Genomic DNA, 22243 nt, shown 5'->3' with positions numbered 1-22243 from the left:
CCATCGGCGAGTCCATCAGCCAGACCGGCAACAGCATCACCTCGGCCTGGTCCGGACTGACCACCTGCTATTCCGCGCCCGAAGCCGAAACCCTGCACGCGGTCCTGGACCCCATCGCCCCCGACGGCGAAGAGGTCTCCGGTGGCCTGGCCGACGCCGCCACCGCGCTGGAGACCTTCGCCAGCGAGGTGGAGGGCATCAAGGAACGCTGGTCCACCCTGCGCTCAGAGGCCTACGACCTACGGGCCCGCATCGCCGCCGAAGGCGAGGACTGGCGCAAAGCCGACGGGCGCTGGGACCGCATCGTGGGCAACGACAGTCCCCTGGTGGCCGAGAACCAGGAACTGATCGCCAAGGGCGGGCGGATCATCGATGACTACACCGAGATCGAGAACGCCTGCGCCAACGCCATCAACAAGGAAATCCCCCACCGCACCGGCTTCGAGAAGTATCCCGAGGGTGAGGCCGACCTTGATCCGAACGTGTTCTACCACGGCTTCGAGCAGGACCTGTCCGAGCTGGCCACCGAATGGGGCGTCACCGGGGCCGGGACCGACCACGGGTGGTGGATCGACGCTGGCGCGGCCACATGGGACTTTGGTGTGGGCGCGGTCGAGGGTGTGGGGGCGATGGTGGGGGCCCACTCCTCCCAGGGGTGGTTCCAGCAGTCGTGGGGGGACTCGCTCAAGGAGTATCACTGGGACAACCTGACCTCGGCCGCGTCCTTGGTGGGGTTGTATGACACCGAGACGGGTGAGTTCGGGCGTGCCAGCGCGGACAGTGTCAAGGGTGCGTGGAAGGACCTGGCGCACTCGGTGGTGCCCTGGGAGGAATGGGGCGAGCGGCCCGGGTACGTGATCGGGACCGCGCTGCTCAACATCGGCGCGACCGTGGGCGGTGCGGTGTTGACCGCCACGGGTGTGGGCGCGGTGGTGGGTGTGCCGTTGATGGCCTGGCGCGGCATGGCGATCCTGGACGGCATGGGCGGCTCCAACCGCGGCGGCGGGGTGGATCTGCCGAACCTGCCCGAGGTGCCCACCTACGGCGGTAACGGGGCACCGGTCGTCAATATCGACACCAGCAACATGACCCCGACCCAGGTCGCTCAGGTCACCGCGTCCCTGGACCGGTTGAACACCACCAGCAGCAGCGGTTCCAGCTCCAGCGGTGAGTCCGGTTCCGGTGGTGGTCGGCCTGTCAACGCCCGGCAGCACACCGAGCCCACTGGTGGGGATCTGAACCGGGCTGACCGGGTCTCTCAGAACACCAGCACGCGTGAGGGCGCCTCCGGGGACGGTTCGAGAAAGAACGACACGGAGAAGCCCCCCAACTGGACGAGCGACTCCGGTGACTCGGTCGACATCAAACCGAACCGTTCCGGGTCCGAGCCCGAACCGGCCCTGGTTCCGAGCAGGAACGACGGCGACGTCCTCACCGAGTCGAAGAAGACCCCCACACCTGTCCCGGTCCGAGCCAACGCCACCGACATCGACACCCCCGGCTCCGGTAACCGCTCAGGCAACGAGATCGCCGACAACACCAGAGGCGACCGCAGTGCCGATGTCCAGGACAACAAGAACAGCGTCCAGAACCAGTCCGAAGAGGGTCCTTCTCCCTCTAAGGGCGGCTCAGAGGACAGCAATGACTCCAGATTCCAACGCGACGGAGACGGGGACTCGGCCACAGACAGGAACAGTGATCAGCGAGACCACGATAGGAACGAAGGAGATCACAACGAGTCCACCGGCCACAATGACGATCAAGAACGAGTCACTTACACCACCAAACCCGAAGAAGGAGCATGGTCCAAGGATCTAAAGGAATCCTATTCACTTGACGATGAACGTGTTCGTAGGCTTCCTGAACCTACAACAATCCCCCCGGGGGACCCAAGGCAGATCCCAACCAACCTTTCCCGAGGCGGTATCCTCGAAAGAATCAGCGAAGACAATGGATATAAGATCGAAAGGAGAAACGGACTCATTGAGACCGTAAACGGGAAACCCCTGGAGGATTTCGTTCACCAAAGAACACTGGAGCGCGAAAAAGAGATCAAGCTGTTCACTGACGGGGAGGTCGCAGACAACGACAAGAGGCAGGATAGGAACAAGAAGAAGCGAAGCGAGCTTCTTATTGAAAGGAGCAATCTCAAGGATGGCAGCAAGGCCCCGGGCGACGGGACCGTATCAGTCCAGATCAGCAGGGCAGACTTGGGAGGAGCAAAGGGAGGAGTCTACTCTCTTGTAATGGACCGAAGAACTGGCTTGCTGGCCGAGGGCATGAACGGAAAGGACAAAACTGTTCGACTAGATCCTGAAAACGACCTCCACCCGCATTTGCAGGACAGGCTCGAAAAGATGACTCGAGAGGGAGGCCAGGATTCCGACGGAAATCCAACGGACATGCCACACTGGGACGATCCACTTCGACATGCCGAAGTCAAGGCGCTGAACGAGCTACTTCTAGCTAGAAAGGATGCGAAAATGAGCGACTTTATGCTAGAAAACAGATTCTTCCTGAAGGATGGCCCCAAGCCGGACAAGTCGACCATCGAAAATGAGAGTATCGACGAAAAAAGAACGCGAGAAGAAAACATCGAGAGGAAAAAGAACTCTCCCTGCTGCGCGAACTGCAGCAGGATGACCGACGGGGCGACCAGCCCCAAGTCTGGTAAGCTCTGGTTTATGCCTGGCGACCCGAGGAACAACACTTAGGAGATTTTGTTGCGCCGCGTCAGAGAAGAAGAAGTGGAATATCCTGACGACACTTACACTCTACTGGATGGAGATTTGTTCACCGGCGAGGTAGTCGAATACGAAGACGGGGTAGCCGTCGAGCTCACCACATACCATGAGGGCATAGCAGAAGGCCCCAGGCTCAGCTGGAACGAAGACGGTCAACTGATCTCTCAGGGCTACATGGGAAGGCTCATTGGCGCAGTCGGCCCATGGCACGAGTGGGACCGGGACGGGAACCTGATTCGCGAGATAGTTTTCGACGAAGCAGGAAACATCCGACTCATCCGAGAGTGGGATGCACACGGTAATTTCTCCGGAGAGGAAAAGCGAAAGCCCTACCGAATTCCCCGATCGGTTCGGACGGGCGACCGAGGCCCCCTCCGCTGGAGATAGTTACTCGAATAAACTCACCACGAAGGATAGAAGTGCAGAGAATCGAATCCGGACACCTTCAGTTTTCAGAGGAGAATCCCGGATGCGGCTATCATGACGGAGAGCCGTACAGTGGGCAGGTAGTCAGGGAACTGGAAGACCGACAAGTTGAGCTGACTACCTACGAGGAAGGCTTTGAGAACGGCCAGGTTCTCATTTGGGAGCCGGGAGGAAAACTCGTTTGCCAGGGAATTAGGAGGCACAAGCACGGGCGAGTGGGGTCTTGGCAAGGGTGGGATGAGGAGGGTCGACTACTCTGGGAAAAAATCTACGATGCTCTCGGAAACTTGATCCTCCACCGCGAGCTGGACGGTAGCCTCAACATCGTCAAGCAGGAACGCTTCGAGCCGGTCACTTTTATGGCTGATCCGGAGACTGGCGAGCAACGTCCCGCACCCTGGCTCTGAGACTGCGTAGAGCAGCGACTGGTGCGCGCCTATGATCGGGTGACTGCCACCTGAGGGGATCACCGCGATAAGTGAATCTCTTGGACCCGGATCAGCGGTCGTGGAGTCATGCTCCCCCCACGAAACTGTTCCTAGTCGTCCGCCCAGGTGGTCAGGCCGTGGCGGTACGCGTAGACGGCCGCCTGCACCCGGCTCTCCACCCCCAGTTTGGTGAGGATCCGGGCCACGTGGACCTTGGCCGTGCCGAGGGTGATCCCCAGCTCCCCGGCGATCCGGGCGTTGCTGTGCCCCCTGGCCACCAGCACCAACACCTCCCGCTCACGGGAGGTCAGGTCATCGACCAACCGAGGCGGCGTGCGGGGCGAGGTCCTCGCGAACCGGTCCACCAGCCGCGGCGTGACCTTCGGGTCGATCACCCCCTGCCCGGAGGCCGCGGCTCGCACCGCCTCCACGTACAGCTCCGGGTCACTCTCCTTGAGCAGGAACCCCACCGCCCCCGCCTGGAGCGCCCCGAACAGGTACTCGTCGGTGTCGAAGGTGGTCAGCATGACCGTCGGCGGCGCGGGCGAGAGCCCGGACAGCTCCCGGGCCGCCGAGACACCGTCCGTTCCGGGCATCCGGATGTCGGTGAGCACCACGTCCGGGCCCAGGCGTCGCGCCATGGACACCAGCTCCCGGCCGTTCGCCGCCGCTCCCACCACCTCCACGTCCCTCACCGGACGGAACAGCAGCCGCAGCCCCTCACGTGCGGCTGGCTGGTCGTCGGCGACCAACAGCCGGATCATCCCGTCCCCTCCCCGACCCGGGTCTCCTCCACTGCTCCGGCACCGCCCGACGCGTCCGGCCGCGAACCCCCCACGGGAAGCACGGCCCGCACCCGCCAGCCCCGGCCCGGCCGCCGCCCCGCTTCCAGGACGCCGCCCAGCTCCTCGGCGCGCTGCCGCATCCCCGCCAGGCCGATCCCGCCGTCACCTTCCGCTTCCACCGGCACGCGCCGACCGTCGTCCTCCACCGTGACCGTGAGCGCGTCCGCCGAGCGCGTCAGCCGCACCCGGACCCGTCGCGCCGAAGCATGCCGAAGCACGTTGCCCAAGGACTCCTGGACGATCCGGTACACGTCCGCTCCCACCCTTTCGCTCAGACCGTCCCCGACCCCCACCGGCATCACCAACTCCACCAGCACCCCCGTGCCCTCCAACGCAGCCGTCAGGGACGGAAGGTCCGCGAACCCGGTACCCGGCACCGCCTCGGACAGCCGGTCCTCACGCAACGCGTCCAACAGTTCGCGCACCTCCCGCACCGCGCGTCCGGACAGCTCCGCGACCGACCCGAGCACGGCCTCGGCCTCCGGGTCCCGCCCCTCCAGGGCCTGCCGACCACCGACCGCCAGCAACCGGATGGCACTCAGGTGGTGCCCGGCGATGTCGTGCACCTCGCGGACCAGCCGGTCCCGCTCCCGCAGTCGTTCGCGCTCGAAGGAGTCGCGCACCGCGCGCCGCAACCCCTCGGCGCGGTCGGCCCGCAGCCACCACACGTACCCGGCCAGGACGGGCATGAGGGCGGGCAGCGCCCACAGGGTGAAGTCCAGGCCGTCCCCGATCACGGACGCGGCCGGTGCGGACGGATCCCCCGACCACTCCACCAGGGAGTTGGCGGAGGGGAAGAGAATCACCTGGTAGGCGTACCACCACGCCACCGACACCACGGCGAGCGGTAGCGCCGCGCCCGGGCGCCGATGGGCCGCCGTCACCACGGCGACCACGGCGGCGAGCAGGGAACCGTCGTGGCCCACGGCCGCGTACGAGACGAACACGAGGACCCCGGTGACCACCGCGACGGACACCGGGAACCGTCGTCGCAGCACCAGCGGGGCGCAGGCGAGCAGCACGACCGTGTGGGGGATCCACCCTGTGTCGGCCTCCGGAGGGAGCGGAGGAATCTGGAGCGCCAGCAGCCCCACCAGCAACGCCACCACGGAGTCGCGCACCGGGACGGAAAGCCATCGCCACCGCTGCTGGCGCCCGACTGCTTCGCCCATCCTCGCCGCACTCATCCGTCCATGGTGCGGCACGGCGCGTGGGCCCCGCGTCCGCCGAAAGGCGTACGGGGAAGGGGGACCGGGCCTGTGCCCTTCGGCAGATGCCGTGGCGGTCCCCTCCTCGGCACCATGCGTTCATGGACACCACCAGAACCCCCGGAACCGAGCGAATACCGCTCCTGGACGTGCTGCGCGGGATCGCCATCCTCGGCACACTCAGCATGAACATCTGGCTCTTCGGCCACCCCGGATCGGTTGGCTACGGACCCGTCGCCGAGAGCCTGCGGTCCCTGTTCCTCAGCGGCAAGTTCTTCGCCATGCTCACCCTGCTGTTCGGCGTGGGCCTGGCCATCCAGCACCGGGCAGCGATGGCCCGTGGCCGCACCTGGCCCGGCAAGCAGCCCTGGCGGGCACTCCTCCTGCTGGTGGAGGGAGCCCTGCACGTCGTCCTCCTCTTTGCCTGGGACGTGCTCATGGGCTACGCGGTGACGGCGCTGTTGGTCGTCTACCTTCTGGGCCTGTCCGAGCGGACGCGCACGGTGGTGATGTGGACCGCCCTGGGGGTCCACCTCACCTTCATCGGAGGCGTGACGGTGATCATGAGCCTGGTCTTCTCCATCGAAAGCCATACCCGACTGACCCCGGCACAGGTCGAGTGGGACCAGCTGTACCGGGAGGGCAGCTACTCCGACCAGGTCCTGGATCGCGCGACGAGCTTCCTGTCCACCCGGTTGGAGATGGTCATCGCCTTCCCCATGATGGTGTTTCTCTTTCTGTTGGGGGTGCGCCTGTACCGTGCCGGAGCGTTCGGGGACGACCCGCTCGGCCGGGCCCTGCGGTGGCGGATGGCGGTCTGGGGCCTGGGGCTGGGCCTGCCGCTCAACGCACTGGCCGCCGCCTTCCCCGACGACCTGGGCATGGCCGGGCGCAACGCCTTCGCCTTGGTGCTGATGCTGGGGTACGTGGGCCTGGTGGGAATTCTGATGGACCGGGTGCGGCGCCCCGGGCAGGTGACGGCCTCCCTGACCGCCGTGGGAAGGACGGCGCTCAGCTGCTACATCCTCCAGAACCTGCTGGCCTCGCTGATCTTCTACTCATGGGGGCTCGGCATGGGCCATCTGGCGGACCACGCGGGCTGGATGGTGGCCGCCTGGGCGGTGATCAGCCTGGTGCTGGTGGCGGGTTCGCGCCTGTGGCTGTCCCGGTTCCCACGGGGGCCCATGGAGATGTTCCAGGCCCGGGTCCTGGCCCTGGTCCCCGAGAGGGATCGCGTTCCCGACCCGCCCGAGGTCGAGGAGAGGCACCCGGACCCGCGCGGCTGACATCCGACGAAGCCGCGTCGGAGGCCCGCTCCCCCCGAGGACGGCGCGCCCCAGCCACCGCGCTCTCGCCAGCAGGTCCGTCCGGGCTTCCCTGCCACGTTGGGGGTGGAAGGAGCCGACCCCGCACACCAAGGTCGGCCCACGAACCGCCCGCGCATGGGAGGACGGTCGGAGCAGTCCGGACCGCCGCCACTCACACTCGCCGGTGCTGCCCTTCGGCCCGGGGCGACGCGGCCAGGGGCGGGGCTCGCGAGGCGTCGACCGCGCGGAAGCGCCGTCGCGACCCACCACGGGCGCGGCCGGGCACCACCACAGGACGGCGCGGATAGCCCCGAATCCGAGCCAGGGCCGCGACCGCACCGCACCGAGGCCGTAGGTCGCAACTAGCCCAGGTACTCCGCTCGCACGGCGTAGATGGCGGCCTCCGTGCGGGAGTGCACCTGGAGCTTCTCCAGGATGTTGCGCACGTGGTTCTTCACGGTGTTCTCGGTGATGAACAGGCGCTCACCGATCTCCCGGTTGTTCAGGGAGCGCGCCAGCAGCTTGAGCACCTCGGTCTCACGGGGGGTGAGCTCGGGGAGGGCGGGCGCGGCCTTGGGCGTGCGCTCCTGCTTGGCCAGCCCCGCGAACTCCCCGATGAGCTTGATCGCCATGGCCGGGTTGATGAACGACCGCCCCTCCGCGATGGCGCGGACGGCGCGCGCGATGTCGGTGACGGCGATCTCCTTGAGCAGGTAGCCGGTGGCCCCCGCCTTGAGCGCCTCGAACAGGTCCGCCTCGTCCTCGCTCATGGTGAGCATGACGAACTTGACCTCGGGCACCGCCGCACGGATCCTCGGGCAGGCCTCGATGCCCGTGGAGTTGGGCATCATCACGTCCATCAGCACCACGTCGGGCCGGAGCTCGGTGGCGAGCACGACCGCCTCGTCGCCGTCGGCGGCCTCACTGACCACGTCGATATCGACCTCGTCGTTGAGGACCGAAACCAGGCCCCTCCGGAAGAGCGCGTGGTCGTCCACCACGAGCACCCGGATGGGGGCCGCAGGTGCCGTCACCTCCTCCGAGGCATAGTTGAGCCGAGCGGGTGACAGGGAGTGGGGACTCACCAGAACTCCTATTACGCATAACCGAAATACCGGGTTTCCGGATCGGCTCGCTGACGGCGGTTCCGAGAATCCGGACAAAGGGGGAGTTCACCAGCGAATCCTCCCTCAGCGAGGCTCTCTCCACTGTCCCATAAGTGCTCAGAGAACGGTATGTGCTTGGAATTCTCCGCCGCCTTCCGGCATCAGTGAAGATCGACGACCATCGGTGACGTACGCCCCCTCCCCCCGGTCCCTCTACCCGGCCTCCTCCGCCTCCGCTCCCTCCCCCGCGTGCTCCAGGGCGGCCAGCGCGGTGACCGCCCCCAACTCCCAGCACGCCTCGCGGGCCTCGGAGTCCGGACGCCCCGTGACGGTCACCGGGGGCCGGTGTCGGTGCCATCCCATACCCTTGGCCACCGACTCCACCGAGCGGACCGCTCCGGAGGTGTCGTTGTCACCGTGGACGTACAGTGCGTACGGAAGCCCCTGTGTGTCGACCTGCACGGGGTAGTAGACGGTGTCGAAGAAGTGCTTGAGGGCACCGGACATGTAGCCGATGTTGGCGGGGGTACCGAGTACGACCGCGTCGGCTTCGAGCAGGTCCGCGGCATTCGCGGAGAGTGCCGCCTTGACCTGCACTCGTACGCCTTCGATATCGTCTGTTCGGGCGCCGTCGAGCACCGCGTCCAGCAGTTCCCTCGTGGCGGGTGAGACCGTGTGGTGAACGATGAGCAGTCGTGCCATGCCCCCCACAGTAGGCAGATCCCCCTCGCGTGGCCCGGTCACACGCTCCCGCTCACCGTGAGCTCCGCGCAAGGAAAGCCAAGGACCCCATGAATCAGCCTCCTCCCCACGGGCAGGACCCGAACCAGGTTCCGCCCTACGGAACACCCAGCGGTGGACAGCCGCCCATGGATCCGCACAGTGGCGGCCAGCCCCCGATGGGCCCGCCGCCCGGTGGCATGCCCCACGGCGGAATGCCCCCTGGCGGGATGCCCCACGGCGGGATGCCTCCCGGTGGCGGCCCGCCGCCGATGGGTCCGCCTCCCGGCGGGATGCCCCCCGGTGGTCCGGGCGGCCCCTACGGCGCAGGCCCCTACGGAGGCGACCCCTACGGTGGGGCCCCCGGCCCCGGCTACGGCGGCGACCCGTACGGGGGCCAGTACGCGGGCGGCCAGTACGGCCCGCCCACCCCTCCCCCGTCCAAGGGCGGCGGCCCGTGGCTGTGGATCAGCCTCGGCTGCGGCGGCCTCTTCGTCATCGGCGTGGCCCTGGTCGTGCTCCTCGTCTTCTTCCTCTCCGATGGCGGCGACAGCGGCTCGGGCGAAACCTCGGGCGAGACCAGCGGCAGCTCGGAGTCCGAGGGCTCCAGCGGGTCCGCCGGCAGCACCAGCACCGGCCTCGGCAGCGAGGAGCGCTCCAACCCGGACATGCCGGGGGTCGGTGAGGAGGTCAGCCACAACGGCATGGTCTTCAGCATCGTGGAGATCGAGGTCGGCGCCGAGGTCCCGGGGGACACGCCCTACGGCGAGTACGTCGTGGTGTACGTGCAGGTGAGTCCGGACGGCAACGACGACATCGAGTTCTGGCGCGACGAGCAGCACCTGTACGACTCCAGCGGCACGGCCATCCCGGAGGACTACGTCGCCACGGAGGACTTCGACGACGACTTCCGGATGAACGTCGCCGTCTCCCCGGGTGACTCCGAGACCGTGCCGATCGTCTTCGACGTCGAGGACCCCTCGGACATCTCGCACATGGGCCTGAGCGCCGAGTTCCTGGGCGGCGACGAGGTCGAGGTGGACGTCACCGGCTGACCCGCCCCCGCCGACCGAGGGCGGCCGGGCATCGCGCCCGGTCGCCCTCAGTCATGTGTGCGAAGACATGAAATCACCCGCCGCAGCGCGGTGAAACCTGTCGCTTCCTCTGAATTGATTTCGCCACACAAAGGACATAGGTGAACTGTGGCCACGGGGGTGAATAAGGTTCACCCGTTTCTTTCCAAGTACCTCGGATGTCGGACGTTGACCGGCCATTCTCCTCTTACCTAAGGTGCGACCTCTACAACGCGCCGTCCCACTCGCAGACGGTCTCCCCCGAAAAGCGGGAACCGGTGTGAAAGGGCCGTACGCGGTTGTACCAGGCGTTCTGAGCCGCCCGTGTTCCGGGCGGCGCTCGAAGAGGAGCGAGGGACCATGCCGAACACCGTCCGGGCCGCACTCGTACAGACCGAGTGGACCGGTGACGCCGAATCGATGATGGCCGCCCACGAGAAGTACGCACGGGACGCCGCCGCCCAGGGAGCCGGGGTCATCGGCTTCCAGGAGGTCTTCAACGCCCCCTACTTCTGCCAGGTGCAGGAACCCGAACACCACCGCTGGGCCGAGCCCGTCCCCGACGGGCCCACCGTCACCCGGTTCAGCGCCCTGGCCAGGGAACTGAACATGGTCATGGTGCTGCCGGTCTTCGAGGTCGAGAAGCCCGGCTTCTACTACAACACCGCCGCCGTCATCGACGCGGACGGCACGTACCTCGGCAAGTACCGCAAGCACCACATCCCGCAGGTCAAGGGCTTCTGGGAGAAGTACTACTTCCGCCCCGGCAACCTCGGCTGGCCCGTGTTCGACACGGCGGTCGGCAGGATCGGCGTGTACATCTGCTATGACCGGCACTTCCCCGAGGGGTGGCGCGCGCTCGGCCTGGCCGGGGCCCAGCTGGTCTACAACCCCTCCGCCACCAGCCGGGGCCTGTCCGCCTACCTGTGGAAACTGGAGCAGCCCGCCGCGGCCGTGGCCAACGAGTACTTCGTGGCGGCCATCAACCGGGTCGGGGTCGAGGAGTACGGCGACAACGACTTCTACGGGAGCAGCTACTTCGTGGACCCCCGCGGGCAGTTCGTCGGCGACGTCGCCTCCGACACCGACGCCGAGCTGGTCGTGCGCGACCTCGACCTCGACCTGGTCGACGAGGTACGCCAGCAGTGGGCGTTCTACCGCGACCGCAGGCCCGACGCCTACGGGCCGCTGGTGGAGGGGTAAGGCCATGACCCGAACCCTCATCAGCGGCGGCCTCGTGGTCACCGCCTCCGAGGAAGTGGAGGCGGACGTCCTCGTCGAGGACGGCAAGGTGGCCGCGCTCGCCCTGCGCGGCAGCGACCCGGCCCGCGCCTGGGCGGAGAGCGGCGCCCGGACCATCGACGCCACCGGCCACTACGTCGTCCCGGGCGGCGTGGACGGCCACACCCACATGGAGATGCCCTTCGGCGGCACCCAGTCCGCCGACACCTTCGAGACCGGCACCCGCGCCGCCGCCTGGGGCGGCACCACCACCATCGTCGACTTCGCCATCCAGCGGCCCGGCGAGTCCGTGCGCTCCGGGGTGGACGCGTGGATGGCCAAGGCCGACGGCGCCTGTGCGATCGACTACGCCTTCCACGCGATCCTGTCCGACGTCAACGAGTCCTCCCTCAAGGAGATGGACGTACTCGTCGACGAGGGCATCACCTCGTTCAAGCTGTTCATGGCCTACCCGGGCGTGTTCTACAGCGACGACGGGCAGATCCTGCGGGCCATGCAGCGCGGCGCCGCCAACGGCGCGCTCACCATGATGCACGCGGAGAACGGCATCGCCATCGACGTGCTGGTGGAGCAGGCCCTGGCCGAGGGCAGGACCGACCCCCGGTACCACGGGGAGGTGCGCAGAGCGCTGCTGGAGTCGGAGGCCACCCACCGCGCCATCCAGCTGGCCCGGGTGGCGGGGGCGCCGCTGTACGTCGTGCACGTGTCCGCCACCGAGGCCGTGGCCGAGCTGGCCCGCGCCCGCGACCTCGGCCTCAACGTGTTCGGCGAGACCTGCCCGCAGTACCTGTTCCTGTCCACGGACAACCTCGCCGAGCCCGGGTTCGAGGGCGCCAAGTACGTGTGCTCCACGCCGCTGCGCCCCAGTGAGCACCAGGAGCACCTGTGGCGGGCGCTGCGCACCAACGACCTGTCCGTGGTCTCCACCGACCACTGCCCGTTCTGCTTCGTCGGGCAGAAGGACCTGGGCATGGGCGACTTCTCGAAGATCCCCAACGGCATGCCGGGGGTGGAGCACCGGATGGACCTGCTGCACCAGGCCGTGGTGGAGGGGCACATCAGCCGCCGCCGGTGGATCGAGCTGGCCTGCGCCACCCCGGCGCGCATGTTCGGGATGTACCCGAAGAAGGGCACGGTGGCGCCGGGCGCCGACGCCGACCTGGTGGTCTACGACCCGAACGCGGAGCAGACCCTCTCGGCCGACACCCACCACATGAACGTGGACTACTCCGCCTACGAGGGCAGGCGCGTGACGGGCCGGGCCCGCACCGTGCTCTCACGCGACCGCGTGATCGTGGACGAGGGTTCCTACCTGGGCTCGGCCGGTGACGGCTCCTACGTGCCCCGGTCCACCTGCCAGTACCTGGTCTGAGGAGGCACACATGGACTTCGGAATCGTTCTCCAGACGGACCCGCCCGCCGACCTCCTGGTCGAGCGGATGGTCCGCGCCGAACAACACGGCTTCTCCCACGGGTGGACGTTCGACTCGGTGGTGCTCTGGCAGGAGCCCTTCGTCATCCACAGCCGCGTGCTGGACCGGACGGAGAAGATGGTCCTCGGCCCGATGGTCACCAACCCGAGCACCCGCTCGTGGGAGGTGACGGCCTCGCTGTTCGCCACCCTGAACGACATGTACGGCAACCGGACCGTCTGCGGGATCGGCCGGGGGGACTCGGCGATGCGCGTGGCGGGGCGCAAGCCCGCCACGCTGGCCCTGCTCTCCGACGCGATGCGGGCGATCCGGGACCTCGCCGAGGGCCGGGAGGTACGGGTGGACGGCACGGGGATGCGCATCCCGTGGGTGCGCGAGGGCTCCCTGCCCGTCTGGATGGGCGCCTACGGTCCCAAGGCGCTCGAACTGGCGGGCCGCGAGGCGGACGGCTTCATCCTCCAGCTCGCCGATCCCTACCTCACCGAGTGGATGGTGCGCGCCGTCCGTACCGCCGCCGAGGCCGCGGGACGGGACCCCGGCGACGTGAAGGTGTGCGTGGCCGCGCCCGCCTACGTCACCGACGGCACGACCGAGGGGCTGGCGCACGCCCGCGAACAGTGCCGCTGGTTCGGAGGGATGGTCGGCAACCACGTGGCCGACCTCGTGGCCCGCTACGGCGAGCAGTCCGACATGGTGCCGCAGGAGCTCACCGACTACGTGAAGACCCGGCAGGGCTACGACTACAGCCATCACGGTCGGGTGGACAACCCGGACACCGACTTCGTGCCCGACACCATCGTGGACCGGTTCTGCCTGGTGGGACCGGTGTCCGAGCACGTGGAGAAGCTGGAGCGGCTGCGTGCCCTGGGCGTGGACCAGTTCGCGGTCTACGCCATGCACGACGACGTGGACGGGGTGATCGACACCTACGGCCGGGAGGTCATCCCGGCACTGTCCGGGGAAGTCGTGGCCTGACACCGATCCCCGCCCGCGCGGGCCGTTCCCCCACGGTCCGCGCGGCGTCAGCAAGACACGGATGACGTGCGAAGATATTCGATGGCCTGGATCAGATCCGGATATTTCGGGTGTGCCCCGGGGTCCCGCCACAGGCCGCACACGCTCGGGCCCAGCGCCGCGCCCGCGCACCCGCTCCCCGTCAGCACCACGAAACACAGGTGTCCCGTGTCCCACCCACCGTCCACGCCAGAGTCAACGTCCCAGGTCGTCCACCCCGACGGCCGCGTGTCGATGCCCGAGGGCACCACGCTCCCCGACGGCCCGTTCGTCAACGACGACCTCCAGCCCGTCCCCATGTCCAAGCGGACCTGGGGCACCGGGAGCTTCACCGCCCTGTGGGTGAGCATGTCCGTGAGCATCCCGGCGTGGACGCTGGCCAGCGGGCTGATCGCCGCGGGGATGGACTGGCGCCAGGCCATGGTCACGATCGTCCTGGGCAACCTCGTGGTGCTGCTGCCGATGGTGCTGACCGGCCACGCGGGCGCGAAGTACGGCATCCCCTTCCCGGTGTTCGCGCGGTCCTCCTTCGGGCTGCGCGGCGCGAACCTGCCCGCCCTCCTGCGCGGCGCGGTGGCCTGCGGGTGGTTCGGCATCCAGACGTGGGTCGGCGGTCAGGGCGTGTACGTCCTGGCCGGTCGCCTGTTCGGTGACTCCTGGACCGACGCCGCCGGGTTCGGCGGCTACCCGTGGACGCTGTGGCTGTCCTTCGGCCTGTTCTGGCTGGTGCAGGTCGCCATCATCCTGTGGGGCATGGAGGGCGTGCGCAAGCTCCAGGTGTGGGCGGCGCCGCTGATGGCCGTCGGCGGTGCGGCGCTGCTCGTGTGGATGGCCGTGGAGGCCGGCGGTTTCGGCCCGATGCTGAGCACGGAGACCAGCCTCGGCTGGGGCCCGTCGTTCTGGGCGCTGTTCTTCCCCTCGCTCATGGGCGTGATCGGCTACTGGGCGACCCTGACCCTGAACATCAGCGACTTCACCCGGTTCTCCTCCTCGCAGCGCTCGCAGGTCGTGGGCCAGTCCCTGGGGCTGCCCACCACGATGACGCTGTTCTCGCTCATCGCCGTGATGGTGACCGCGGGGACCTCCGTCGTGTACGGCGCGGCGCTGTGGAACCCGATCGACGTCGTGAACCAGATGGACAGCGGGATCGGCCTGCTGTTCGCGATCTTCGTCGTGCTGCTGGCGACCGTGTCCACCAACATCGCCGCGAACCTGGTCGGCCCGGCCTACGACCTGGCCAACCTGAAGCCCAACTGGTTCAGCTTCCGGGTGGGCGCGATCACCACGTCCTTCCTGGGGGTCATGATCTTCCCGTGGAAGCTCATGGAGGACGAGAACGTCTACATCTTCGCGTGGCTGGGCACCGTCGGCAGCCTGCTCGGCGCCGTCGCGGGCATCCTGCTCGCCGACTACTGGCTGCTGCGCCGGACCCGGGTGAACCTGCCCGCGCTCTACACGCGCGGCTCCGAGTACTGGTACTCGCGCGGCTGGAACTGGCGCGCTCTGGTGGCCTTCGGTGTGGGCGCCCTGCTGGCCGTGGGCGGCGCCGACCTCCCGGTGGGCTCCGGCGGCCCGTTCATCGGCTTCCTGGCCCCGCTCGCCGACTACGGCTGGGTGGTGGCCCTGGTCAGCGCACTGCTGCTGCACTGGGGGCTGGGCCGGTTCCTCCCGGACCGCCGCCAGCGGGAGGCCGACCTCACCGCCGCGGGCCGGGCCACCGAACCCGCCGCCTGACGCCCCGCCCCTGTGGGGGCGACCACCGCACTGAGCGTGTCCTCGATGAGGGCACGCTCAGTCGTTTCCACCGGAACCCGGAGACCCCGCCGCCGCGGGCCCTCTTCCCGCTCCCCGCACGACCCCGCCGCCGCGGGCCCTCTTCCCACTCCCCGCACGACCCCGCCGCCGCAGGCCGTCCTCCCACTCTCCGCACGAGCTCGAAGGAACGAACCGGAGTCCCGCGACGGCCTCCTCATGTTCGGCTGACGCCGCTCCGCGACCGCCCGGCGCCGGAATCGTGTGTCTCGCGACACACCGGGAACGGGCCCGGGCCAAGGGCCGACCAACGGGACACAGCGTGCCGAACAGCACGGCAAGTTTCGTTGTTTTCCGTGGTCAGAGGGGGGTAACGTCGAAATCTGCGCACATCCTCCGGACATCACGGGATGTGGGGACGACGGCCAGCAGACCTCTCCAGGCACTCACGCCACCGTGTCGTCGCGGGCAACACGTCGTACTGGCGCGTAAACCCCGCTCTGCCCCCTGCCGTCATCAATGTGGAGTTCCCGCACGAACCGTGCGTGAACACCTGAAGAACGTCAGTACACCATCCGCGAAACCCTTCACCCCATCGGGGCGTCACGGTCATCCGCGACTCGGCCTGACGTGCCAGCACCGCACGTTGTTCCCCCAAGGTCGGGCACAGAGTTTCCACGAGTTCCATGGGAGACGAACTTGCCTGATATCACCACCCCGCGTCCCATCCCCGCCCCGGCCACCCGCACGGTGGCGGTCGTCCTGGCTGGCGGAAGCGGCCAACGCATCGGCCTCGCCACGCCCAAGCAGCTCCTCAAGATCGCAGGGAAGACGATCCTGGAGCACACGCTCACCATCTTCGAGAGAGCCGAGCGGGTGGACGAGGTCATCGTCATGATGAACCCCGGCTTCGTCACCGACGCCCAGAACATCGTCGACCGGGCCGGACTGACCAAGGTCACGCAGGTGATCCCCGGCGGGACCTCGCGCAACGCCACCACGCAGCTGGCCCTGGACGCGCTGTCCCACCTGCCCGCGAGCACCACCAACGTCCTGTTCCACGACGCGGTGCGGCCGATGCTCTCGCAGCGCGTCATCCAGGACTGCGTCACCGCGCTGGAGACCTTTGAGGCCGTGGACGTGGCCATCCCGTCCTCGGACACCATCATCGAGGTCGACGACGAGCTCATCACCGACGTCCCCACGAGGTCCCGGCTGCGCCGCGGGCAGACCCCGCAGGCCTTCCGGCTCGCCACCATCCGCGACGCCTACACGCGCGCCTGGGAGGACCCCGGTTTCGAGGCCACCGACGACTGCTCCGTGGTGCTGCGCTACTCGCCCGACGTGCCGATCCACGTGGTCGCGGGCGAGGAGCAGAACATGAAGGTCACCCAGCCGGTGGACATCTTCATCGCCGACAAGCTCTTCCAGCTCGCCACCTCCTCCACCCCCGAGCACACCGAGGACGACTACGCCCGCGAGCTGTCCGGCAGGACCGTGGTGGTCTTCGGCGGCAGCTACGGCATCGGCGCCGGTGTGGCGGACCTGGCCGAGAAGCACGGCGCCCGCGTCTTCCGCTACTCCCGCAGCGCCACCCGCACCAACGTCGCCAACCCCGACGACGTCGCCGGAGCCCTGGAGCAGGCCCACACGGCCACCGGTCGGGTCGACTTCGTGGTCAACACCGCCGGCGTCCTGCGCATCGGCCGCCTGGACCAGACAGATCCGGCCGAGATCGAGGACACCCTCCGCGTCAACTACCTGGCGCCGGTGAACATCGCCCGCGCCTCCTTCCCGTATCTGGCGCAGACCGGCGGACAGCTGCTGCTGTACACGTCCAGCTCCTACACCCGGGGCCGCGCCGAGTACAGCCTCTACTCCTCCACCAAGGCCGCCACGGTCAACCTCACCCAGGCCCTGGCCGACGAGTGGTCCGCCGACGGCGTGCGCATCAACTGCATCAACCCCGAGCGCACCCAGACGCCCATGCGCACCAAGGCCTTCGGCGACGAGCCCGCCGGAAGCCTCCTCAGCTCCGACCAGGTCGCCCGCACCTCCGTCGACGTCCTCCTCTCGGACCTGACCGGCCACGTCATCGACGTGCGCCGCGAGAACCCCGCCCCGGCCGGCGCCCGTGAGAAGGAACGGGAAGGCGTCAAGTGAAGAACTACCTCGCCAGGCTCGGCCTGGACCGCACCGCCCTGGCGGTGCTCGGGATCATGGGTCTGACCTTCCTCCTCCAGGCGGTCGAGGTCGCCATGGCCCAGGTGTGGCTCTTCGGGGCCATGGCGCTGGTCCTGTACGTCACCGAGTGGCTGGTCTCCCAACGCGTCACCGTGCTCAGCAAGGTCCTGAGCCGCATCCGGGTCGGCCTCACCGTGCGCACACTGGCCCGCCAGGCGCTGGTTCTGGCGCTCTACGTCTCGTTGGACGCGGTCGGCACCGCCGCCTACTGGTGGACCGCCGGGGCCGTGGCCGCGTTCTTCGTCCTCACCCTCGCCTACGACCTGCTGCGCCACCAGGTGTTGCGCCGGGCCAAGCTGCCGGTGAGGACCCGCAACCTTGACCTGTCGGGGCTCAGCCTGCCCGAGGTCCCCGGCCTGCTGCGCGCGGTGCCCATGAGCAGGCTGCTGTTGGCCGACCTCCCCCTGGTCCTGGGTTCGGTCGGCTACCTGGCGGGCGGCCCCGCCGTCCTGGCCCAGACCGGCGCCGCCCTCACGGTCCTGCTGGCGCTGGGCGCGGTCCTGTTCGCCGCCCCCGCGTTCCTGGCCCACATGAGGATGCCCTCCAACGAGGAGGTCATCGAGGGGCTCAACCAGGCGCTGCGCGAGGTGCAGCCCGAGGTGGTCCTGTACTTCACCTTCGGCGTGGGTGAGCAGAACGCCGTCTACCAGGCCAACATGTGGCTGGACGCCCTGGAGAAGGGCGACCGGCGCGCACTGGTGATCTTCCGCGAGCGCGGCAACCTGCCGCACCTGGAGCCCACCTCGCTGCCGGTGGTGTGCGTGCCGCGCGCCGACGACCTGGCCGCGCTGGACCTCTCGGCGGTGCGGGTCGCGCTCTACCCGGGCAACACCGGCAAGAACATCCACCTGATCCAGCGCGCCGAGATCAAGCACGTGTTCGTCGGCCACGGCGACAGCGACAAGCTGCCCAGCAGCAACCGGGTGAGCCGGATCTTCGACGAGATCTGGGTCGCCGGGCGCGGCGGCCGGGACCGCTATGAGCGGGTCCGGCACGCCATCGACGACCGTGACGTGGTCGAGGTGGGCCGCCCCCAGCTGGTGGCGGTGGAGGGTCACCGGCCGCCCGAGCAGCGCGCGGTGCCGACCGTCATCTACGCGCCCACCTGGGAGGGCGTGGACGACAACAACTACCTCACCTCGGCGGACACCGCCGGACTGGAACTGGTGGAGCGGCTCGTCCGGGGGCCGGAACCGGTCCGGGTGATCTACAAACCGCACCCGCTGCTGGGACGGCGCTCTCCCGCCGCCGCGGCCGCGCACCGCCGGATCATCGAGCTGATCGGGGAGGCCAACGGCCGACTGGAGCCGGTGATGCCCGAGGCCGTGCGGGAGCTCGCCGAGCTGCGGGAGCGGATCGACGCCTTCCGGGAGAACGCCTCGGAGCAGCACCTGTCCCCCGAGGACCTGGTCGGTTACCGGGATCTACTGGACCGCTGGCACTCCGTGTACTGGACCTCGTCCGGTCCGCTGCGCCACCACGTGGTCACGGACACGCTGCCGTCGCTGTTCTCGTGCTTCAACGAGTCGGACGTGATGGTCAGCGACATCTCCAGCGTGGTCGCGGACTTCGTGGCCAGCGGGAAGCCGTACGCGATCGTGGACATGCAGGGAACCGACGACGACGAGTTCCGCCGCCAGTTCCCGTCCGCGGGCGCGGGCTACGTGCTGCGCCCGGGGCTGGCCGGGCTGGAGACCGTCCTGGCCGCCGCCCGCGAGCCGGAGGGCGACGCGCTGGCCGATCGCCGGGCGGTGCTCAAGCACTACCTGCTGGGCCCGGACGAGCCGGACTCGCTGACCCGGTTCACCATGGCGGTGAACGACCTGTACGAGCGCGCGCTGCTGGACTTCCCGGTCGGCGCGATCGCCGAACCGATCCCGGCCGACCCGTTCCGCGGCCAGGCCGGTACCCCGGTTCCCGTGGGCGACTGACCGGCCCGGACAGACTGCTCGCCCCAGACAGCACGAAAGGGCCCGCGCGATGCCGCGCGGGCCCTTCGTCGCTCCTGTGTGCGGACGTCAGGCTTCCCCCTCGGTTCGGTTGAGGGGGTCCGGCGGCCGGGGCCGGGTCAGCCGCCCAACTGGATCCGGGCCATCCGCATGATCTTGCCCAGTTCACGCTCGACCTGCTCACGAGGGCGTCCGTCGCGGACGACGAGCCGGGCGGTGAAGGGGTTGCCGTCGATCATGCGGGTGAGCTCGTAGCACACGGCCTCGCCCTCGAGGCTCCAGGAGAGCCCGTCGTCGTCGGGAGCCGTCTCCACGGAGTCGGGCCCCTCGGTGTCCGCGACGGTGGGTCCGCCGCCGGAGAGGGCCGCGCGGACCGAACCGTGCGTCCAGCCCAACGCGGACTCCAACCGGTGGACGGTGAGTTCGCGCGGAGCACTCCGGCCGCTCCGGATGTCGCGCAGCGCCTGCTCGGAAAGACCGGCGCGCGCGGCCAGCTCACCCCATCCCAGCCCCAGCGCGAGGCGGCGTTCGGACATGGCCCGGTCGAGGGCGTCGGGCGAACCACCGGGAGATCTGTCCTTGGGCATGGCCCCAACCTTAGGTCAGCGTCGTAGGGATCCGGGAGGGTCCGGTGTCACCTCCCGAGGCGGCACCGGCTGGGACCCGCCGCGAACAGGCCCTGCCTTGTCGCGGGGGAACCAGCCCCTCCTTGTAACTTGGCAATACTTTGCATAAATTGGGTCTACTTTCCCCCACGACGGAGAACCCATGCATCGCTTCTGCACTACCGTCACCTGCGCCCTCCCCCTCGACGGCGACGACTCCGTCTGCCCCCAGTGCGTGCGACGACTGACACGGGCACTGGACAAGGTCGTCGGGGGCCTGCCCCGGGACCTGGACCTGGCGCTGGCCCGACAGCGGCGCACCGGGCCGGGAAACCTCGGCCGTAGGAGCACCGAGACCCCACTGGCCTTCGACCCCGCGATCACCGAGGCCTCCGCCGTGCTGCAGGGCACCCTGTCGGCCTGGTGTCGGACCATCCAGGAACCGGGGGTACCGGGACCCACGGGAAACGATTCGTCGGCCCTGGCGTCCTGGCTCTCCCGCCACACTGGTGCACTGCGCCGGAACGCACTCGGAACGGAGTGCGTCGACGAGGTCTGCGAGGCGGTGGAACAGGCGGAGCGCGCCGTCGACCTGCCCTCGGACAGGGTCATAGCCGGTCTGTGCCCCGGCTGCGCGACCCCCTGCTACGCCAGGTCCGGGGCGACGAGCACCCGCTGCCCCGAATGCGAGACACGGGTGTCGGTCGGCGAGGGGCGACGGCGCATGCTGCTGGGGGCCGGGGAGCACCTGGTGACCGCGGCCGACGCCGCACGGGCCCTCCAGGTCCTGGGGCACCGGGTCACTCCGGCCTCCGTACGCGGCCACGCCCGGCGCGGCCGGTTGCGGCCCCGGGGCACGGGCAGTGCCGGACGCCCCCTGTACTGCCTGGGCGATGTCGTGGACGTCTACCTGTCGAGGACGTGTCCCGGCGACCGGCCGCTCAGGCGCCATCCCTGAGCCAGGACTCCAACAGGCGCAGCTCAGCGGGCTCCAGGAGCAGGGCCGCGTCCCGGAGCACCTCCCTCACGGGCAGGTCCGCCCGGACCAGGGCCACGCTGTGCGCACCGGAGCGCACCACCGCGATCGGACTGGCCGTCATGTGCGCGTAGCAGGCTCGCAGGCCCACCGAAGCACCGATTTCCGCTCCCGCCATCAGACGTTCCCCTGCCTCACGAAGACCGTGCACCTCAGCCGAACACCCCGTATCGGAAAGCACAAGAGAGGCACCCAGGTTCCTCCCACGTGCCACCACCAGGAGTCCCCGGGAAAGGCGACGGCCTGTACGTTTGCCTTCCGCACCCACTTGGCCACTTTCGGTCGCGAGAACCCGGACCGCGCTCCCTTTCGCAACAGCCCCGGAACGGGAGGAAGGGGCGGGGCACCCGTTGGCGCCCCGCCCCGAACCACACCGCGTGCACCGGGGCCAGCGCGTTGCCCGGTGTCACCGGTGGCGTCGGCGCTCCAGCTCCGCCCTCCGTTTCTCGGCCCGCCGCTGCGCCTCGGCCAGCCGGGCGAGCTTCTCCTCCTGCGCCCTGCGCACACGGGGGTCGGCCGGGTGCGGTTGGCCTGTGGTGGCGTGCACCAGGTCGGCCTGGAGGTAGTGGGAGAGCGTCCACCCGTCACCGCCCACGGAGGTCACCGTGGCCGAGTCCGCTGGCAGGTGCCGCACCAGGACGGCCAGGCGGCGCGGGGTGAGTCCCCCGCGCCAGAGGTCGCCGAGGTCGATCCCGTAGTACCGGGCCAGATCCGCCTCCACCGCGTCAGGGGCCTCCCTGAGCAGGCGGAGGAGGCGGGCTATTCCCCCGGGCTCTGGAACCCGTAGGCGGCAGCGATCTGTTCGGCGAGCACGTTGAGGTCGGCCAGGGTCGCCCCCGTGTCCTTGAGCCTCTGCCACTGTTCCGCTCCCAGCAGGCTGCGGACGGCGGCGACGATCTTCCCCTCCTCGAACCCCTCCAGGGCTGCCAGCGGCCACTGGTCGGAGGTGGCGGGCAGCAGGTACTCGACCCCGCCCAGCGTCAGCCGCTTGGGCTCGGGTGCGGCCGTGGCCTCGTCCCTCACGGCGCGGGCCGCCGGGGAGGTGGCCGGTGTCCGTGACTGGGCCGGGGCGGCCGGGGCCTGTACGACGGTGTTCTCGGTCATGGCGCGG

At 69.0% G+C, this 22243-nt stretch carries 20 protein-coding genes; 12 read left to right on the top strand and 8 right to left on the bottom strand.

The window, feature by feature from the left end:
* From KBX21_RS04100 to KBX21_RS04090, 3 genes are all read left to right on the top strand, one after another.
* The coding region (locus KBX21_RS04100; RefSeq protein WP_210841014.1) for a YwqJ-related putative deaminase at window positions 1-2714 on the top strand (2714 nt) is incomplete at its 5' end.
* 9 nt (window positions 2715-2723) lie between these two features.
* Window positions 2724-3131 (top strand): toxin-antitoxin system YwqK family antitoxin, encoded by a 408-nt coding sequence (locus KBX21_RS04095; protein WP_110049780.1) that lies wholly within the window; start codon window positions 2724-2726, stop codon window positions 3129-3131.
* Window positions 3132-3163: 32 nt separating this feature from the next.
* Window positions 3164-3577, top strand: coding sequence for a hypothetical protein (locus tag KBX21_RS04090; RefSeq protein WP_210841013.1), 414 nt, complete (start codon window positions 3164-3166; stop codon window positions 3575-3577).
* A gap of 131 nt (window positions 3578-3708) precedes the next feature.
* Here KBX21_RS04090 and KBX21_RS04085 read toward each other — a convergent pair whose 3' ends face one another.
* A complete protein-coding gene (locus KBX21_RS04085; protein WP_210841012.1) occupies window positions 3709-4362 on the bottom strand; it encodes a response regulator transcription factor in 654 nt (217 codons plus the stop codon).
* The gene (locus KBX21_RS04080) at window positions 4359-5615 is read right to left on the bottom strand and encodes a sensor histidine kinase (protein WP_247665138.1); all 1257 of its coding nucleotides are present in this window, start codon (window positions 5613-5615) and stop codon (window positions 4359-4361) included. The genes KBX21_RS04085 and KBX21_RS04080 overlap by 4 nt, the downstream gene beginning before the upstream one ends.
* Window positions 5616-5752: 137 nt before the next feature.
* Here KBX21_RS04080 and KBX21_RS04075 point away from each other — a divergent pair, with 137 nt between their 5' ends.
* Window positions 5753-6937: a DUF418 domain-containing protein gene (locus tag KBX21_RS04075; protein ID WP_247665137.1), complete on the top strand. Its 1185-nt coding sequence runs from the start codon at window positions 5753-5755 to the stop codon at window positions 6935-6937.
* A 383-nt stretch (window positions 6938-7320) separates the two neighbouring features.
* On the opposite strand, the gene KBX21_RS04070 is transcribed toward KBX21_RS04075, so the two are convergent.
* Window positions 7321-8043, bottom strand: coding sequence for a response regulator transcription factor (locus KBX21_RS04070; RefSeq protein WP_049579944.1), 723 nt, complete (start codon window positions 8041-8043; stop codon window positions 7321-7323).
* Between the two features lie 234 nt (window positions 8044-8277).
* Window positions 8278-8766: a flavodoxin family protein gene (locus KBX21_RS04065; protein WP_049579982.1), complete on the bottom strand. Its 489-nt coding sequence runs from the start codon at window positions 8764-8766 to the stop codon at window positions 8278-8280.
* A 167-nt stretch (window positions 8767-8933) separates the two neighbouring features.
* Here KBX21_RS04065 and KBX21_RS04060 point away from each other — a divergent pair, with 167 nt between their 5' ends.
* The 7 genes from KBX21_RS04060 to KBX21_RS04030 all read left to right on the top strand — a co-directional run bounded on the left by KBX21_RS04060 (window position 8934) and on the right by KBX21_RS04030 (window position 19473).
* Complete coding sequence (locus KBX21_RS04060) at window positions 8934-9839, top strand: DUF4352 domain-containing protein (RefSeq protein ID WP_247665136.1); 906 nt, start codon at window positions 8934-8936, stop codon at window positions 9837-9839.
* A gap of 378 nt (window positions 9840-10217) precedes the next feature.
* Entirely contained in the window at window positions 10218-11060 is an 843-nt protein-coding gene (locus tag KBX21_RS04055) for a nitrilase-related carbon-nitrogen hydrolase (RefSeq protein ID WP_049569062.1), read from the top strand.
* A 4-nt stretch (window positions 11061-11064) separates the two neighbouring features.
* The gene (hydA, locus tag KBX21_RS04050; protein WP_210841011.1) at window positions 11065-12471 is read left to right on the top strand and encodes a dihydropyrimidinase; all 1407 of its coding nucleotides are present in this window, start codon (window positions 11065-11067) and stop codon (window positions 12469-12471) included.
* Window positions 12472-12481: 10 nt separating this feature from the next.
* A complete protein-coding gene (locus KBX21_RS04045; RefSeq protein ID WP_210841010.1) occupies window positions 12482-13507 on the top strand; it encodes a TIGR03842 family LLM class F420-dependent oxidoreductase in 1026 nt (341 codons plus the stop codon).
* A 273-nt stretch (window positions 13508-13780) separates the two neighbouring features.
* Window positions 13781-15280, top strand: a complete 1500-nt coding sequence (locus tag KBX21_RS04040; RefSeq protein WP_234003858.1) for an NCS1 family nucleobase:cation symporter-1 — start codon at window positions 13781-13783, stop codon at window positions 15278-15280.
* Between the two features lie 717 nt (window positions 15281-15997).
* Window positions 15998-17461 carry a bifunctional cytidylyltransferase/SDR family oxidoreductase gene (locus KBX21_RS04035; RefSeq protein WP_210841009.1) on the top strand — a complete coding sequence of 488 codons (1464 nt, stop codon included), beginning with the start codon at window positions 15998-16000 and terminating at the stop codon, window positions 17459-17461.
* A complete protein-coding gene (locus KBX21_RS04030; RefSeq protein WP_210841008.1) occupies window positions 17458-19473 on the top strand; it encodes a glycerophosphotransferase in 2016 nt (671 codons plus the stop codon). Before KBX21_RS04035 ends, KBX21_RS04030 begins: the two co-directional genes overlap by 4 nt.
* 137 nt (window positions 19474-19610) lie before the next feature.
* Here the strand turns inward: KBX21_RS04030 and KBX21_RS04025 are convergent, their stop codons facing one another.
* Complete coding sequence (locus tag KBX21_RS04025; RefSeq protein WP_049569078.1) at window positions 19611-20078, bottom strand: helix-turn-helix transcriptional regulator; 468 nt, start codon at window positions 20076-20078, stop codon at window positions 19611-19613.
* A gap of 181 nt (window positions 20079-20259) precedes the next feature.
* Here KBX21_RS04025 and KBX21_RS04020 point away from each other — a divergent pair, with 181 nt between their 5' ends.
* A complete protein-coding gene (locus KBX21_RS04020; RefSeq protein WP_210841007.1) occupies window positions 20260-21054 on the top strand; it encodes a hypothetical protein in 795 nt (264 codons plus the stop codon).
* Here the strand turns inward: KBX21_RS04020 and KBX21_RS04015 are convergent.
* The 3 genes from KBX21_RS04015 to KBX21_RS04005 all read right to left on the bottom strand — a co-directional run bounded on the left by KBX21_RS04015 (window position 21038) and on the right by KBX21_RS04005 (window position 22236).
* Entirely contained in the window at window positions 21038-21250 is a 213-nt protein-coding gene (locus tag KBX21_RS04015; protein WP_210841006.1) for a hypothetical protein, read from the bottom strand. The two genes, KBX21_RS04020 and KBX21_RS04015, sit on opposite strands and share 17 nt — an antisense overlap.
* A gap of 288 nt (window positions 21251-21538) precedes the next feature.
* The gene (locus tag KBX21_RS04010; RefSeq protein ID WP_210841005.1) at window positions 21539-21853 is read right to left on the bottom strand and encodes a hypothetical protein; all 315 of its coding nucleotides are present in this window, start codon (window positions 21851-21853) and stop codon (window positions 21539-21541) included.
* Between the two features lie 38 nt (window positions 21854-21891).
* Window positions 21892-22236, bottom strand: coding sequence for a hypothetical protein (locus tag KBX21_RS04005; protein ID WP_049569089.1), 345 nt, complete (start codon window positions 22234-22236; stop codon window positions 21892-21894).
* Between the last annotated feature and the right edge of the window lie 7 nt (window positions 22237-22243).

Source organism: Nocardiopsis sp. B62, from assembly GCF_018070675.1.
GTDB classification, from domain to species: domain Bacteria; phylum Actinomycetota; class Actinomycetes; order Streptosporangiales; family Streptosporangiaceae; genus Nocardiopsis; species Nocardiopsis prasina.
This window is presented reverse-complemented; position numbering and strand designations above follow the sequence as displayed.